Annotated in this window: 3 protein-coding genes and 1 tRNA gene; 1 reads left to right on the forward strand and 3 read right to left on the reverse strand. The window is 47.0% G+C overall.

Translation table 11 applies throughout. The features are described 5' to 3' along the window. A partial coding sequence (locus tag QUA13_RS11595; protein ID WP_333198503.1) for a leucine-rich repeat domain-containing protein occupies positions 1–474 on the reverse strand: 474 nt, incomplete at its 3' end. Between the two features lie 465 nt (positions 475–939). Between QUA13_RS11595 and QUA13_RS11600 the strand changes: the two genes are divergently transcribed. Next, positions 940–1,086, forward strand: coding sequence for a hypothetical protein (locus QUA13_RS11600; RefSeq protein ID WP_333198505.1), 147 nt, complete (start codon positions 940–942; stop codon positions 1,084–1,086). A 101-nt stretch (positions 1,087–1,187) separates the two neighbouring features. Here QUA13_RS11600 and QUA13_RS11605 read toward each other — a convergent pair. Together QUA13_RS11605 and QUA13_RS11610 are read right to left on the reverse strand one after the other, a co-directional pair. Further along, positions 1,188–1,269: transfer RNA gene (locus tag QUA13_RS11605), tRNA-Leu, on the reverse strand. Between the two features lie 223 nt (positions 1,270–1,492). Further along, positions 1,493–2,203 carry a peptidoglycan-binding protein gene (locus QUA13_RS11610; protein WP_333198507.1) on the reverse strand — a complete coding sequence of 237 codons (711 nt, stop codon included), beginning with the start codon at positions 2,201–2,203 and terminating at the stop codon, positions 1,493–1,495. Between the last annotated feature and the right edge of the window lie 554 nt (positions 2,204–2,757).

The following is a 2,757-nucleotide window of genomic DNA, read 5'->3' on the forward strand; positions in this document are numbered from 1 at the left end:
TGGGATGGAGGTAATCTGATTGTCACGGAGGTCAAGCTGTGTCAGATTTGACAGTTGGCAGAGCTCCTCTGGGATGGAGGTAATCTGATTGTCACGGAGGTCAAGCTGTGTCAGATTTGACAGTTGGCAGAGCTCCTCTGGGATGGCTGTAATCTGATTGCCACGGAGGTCAAGCTGTGTCAGATTCGACAGTTGCCAGATTGCCTCAGGGATAGCTGTAATCTGATTGCCACCGAGATTAAGTATTTTTAAGTTGGTTAATTGAAGAACAGCATCAGGAAACTCAGTTAACTTATTCCCAACCCATTCTATTTTCTCTTCATCGAACTTCCCCCCCAAAAGCAAAGTCTCAAGCTGCGTACACTTGCCAATCTCCGGCGACAATTCCTCCAACCCCAACTCCGACAAATCCAGTTGGGTCAATTTTTCCTCGGCTGCCCGGTGAATTCGCCGCACTGCTTCCTCTCGCGTCATGCCCTTTGTCTCTCGGTAGGATTCATTTTATTGTGACAGGATTTTTTGTTGGGTGGGGAAAGCCAGCAGGAATAAGGACACCGCAGGAATCAGGACACGACGCGCTGCCGTTTCCCTACAATTAATCGGGCGATGACTATATCCGAGGGAGGGCGATGTCGATTATTTTGGAGTAGGGAAACGGCATTGCCCTGTCCAGAGTTGCCTAGGCACCAAAACCAAAGAAACCGGGTTTTTATCCCTTTTCTACGGCTGTAACGCGTCTTCTGGGCAAAAACCCGGTTTCTGGCCACCCGCGCATCATCTGATGGCGATCGCCAAATTTTCACTTTTAATACAGCCTCACCCTTTCAATCATCGGTTTGATGAGCAACAATGAGGCGATCGATTTATTGGTGGTGGCGATCGTAATAACGCCAAGCATTCTCTTTTCTCGAAATCTGGCACAATCAGCACTAGCTAACAGTGAAACCGAAGGATTTGGACTATGAAAAGATTGCTCAGAGCGAGGAAGTGCGAGGGATAAACTTTGAATTACTGTTGTGCTGTATTAATCTGGTCGATCGTGTGGATGCTATCAAAACTTTTCAGCAAGCACTCAAGAACGATTAAAAAAAGTAAGGGTTTTCAACTCAGATTGAGTATCAAGCCACATAAAAAACACAACCCCGACCATAGGCTGGGGTTGTGTTTTTTACAAGAAAAATTTTAAGTGCGGATAAAAGGACTTGAACCTTCACTCCTCTCGGAACCAGAACCTAAATCTGGCGCGTCTGCCAATTTCGCCATATCCGCATTTTGAGATTTAAATACTATAGCACACAACAGAGCGATCGGTCAATCGATTTTAGATTTTAGATTTTAGATTTTAGATTAAAGAAAGCGACCCACTGATAATTCCGCAGGCTGATGGCCAAATTGCTCGATCGCTCAACATCGAGAAACCCGGTCATTTTTGGACACCGGGTTCAATCATGAGTTATCGCCACAGCAATTTTCCGTATTTTTCACTTGTCACTTACTTTTGGCCCAGCGCTTTCCAGGTTGTTTCATCCACCATGCCGTTAGCCGTCAAATCCTTAAATTTCTGAAAGTTCTTGACAGCCGTAGCAGTGCGAGCGCCAAAAATGCCGTCGATCGGGCCCGGATCGTAACCCTGTATTTCCAAACGCACCTGTAGCGTCTTCACCTTGGAACCGACAGCGCCTTTATTGAGAAGAGTTGGAGGATTGCCGGGAACAGCAGCATTGCTCAGAATTGGAGCATTGCTCTGCACAGTTTCAGGAGCTGCCGCCGGATCTGCTGCTAAAGCTGTCCAAGTTTCTTTGTCCACAATGCCATCTGAGTTCAAACCCTTAGACTGCTGAAAGGCACGGACTGCCGATGTGGTCCGAGAACCATAGGAACCGTCGATCGTCCCTACCTTGAAACTGTGCACCTGCAAACGCTGCTGTATGGCAGCAACTTCTGGCCCGTCAGCTCCCGCCGAGATTGTTTTTTCCTTTCTCACTGGCGGCTGCTCGCCCGCGTAAAAAGGCTTATTAAACATATCTGCTTGGGAATTTTCCTCGGGCGATGCTGACGCACCCGGATCGGCGGGAGCCGTAAAGTCTCTGCGGTACTGTTCCTGCACCAAGGGTTGGGAGTCGAAAGCAGCAGTTGCCTTTCGGGTCAACGCGGGAACGAGCAGAGCGAGCAAGCTGAAAATCGTAACAGTAGTCACACGCATAAATTTCATCCTGTTAGTAAGGTTTGACAAGGTTTCGCTGTTTTCATGTTTCTCAATCTAATTGTATTACCCGGACTGCTTTATGAGACATATAGCAGAAGCAAGAAGGAAGAATCCCCTTCGACTTGGCGATCGGGTAACTAGAAGTCCGAAGAAAGGGGTAATCGACCGCATTGGTTTGAACCCTTAAGAAGCTCCTAAGCGTTTGGCGCGGTTGCTATATCTGCCCCGGCCTCTAGAAGAGAAGTTCGGCAATGGAGACACCAGCACTTAGAAGTTGCGAGTTAGAAGTTACGTGTTAGAAGTAGGGGCCGGTTCGCACTATTCCTAATAAACCCGGTTGATTCCGAAATCTTTCGTTACCAAAGCCAATATTTTCGTATAAACCACGTCTTTTAGCCTCAGTCTTAGGGTACAAAACCTGCCTTTATTCACAAATCTTTACAGGCGGATTTTGTACAAAGTTGCTCTATGAGAGGCTAACGGGACTTAAACAAATTTTAAGCCCAAACAAAGCCTAAACTGGCTTTATAAGCGGAGAATACGTCCCAATT

The organism is Microcoleus sp. S28C3 (genome assembly GCF_036700785.1).
Taxonomy (GTDB): domain Bacteria; phylum Cyanobacteriota; class Cyanobacteriia; order Cyanobacteriales; family Microcoleaceae; genus Microcoleus; species Microcoleus asticus.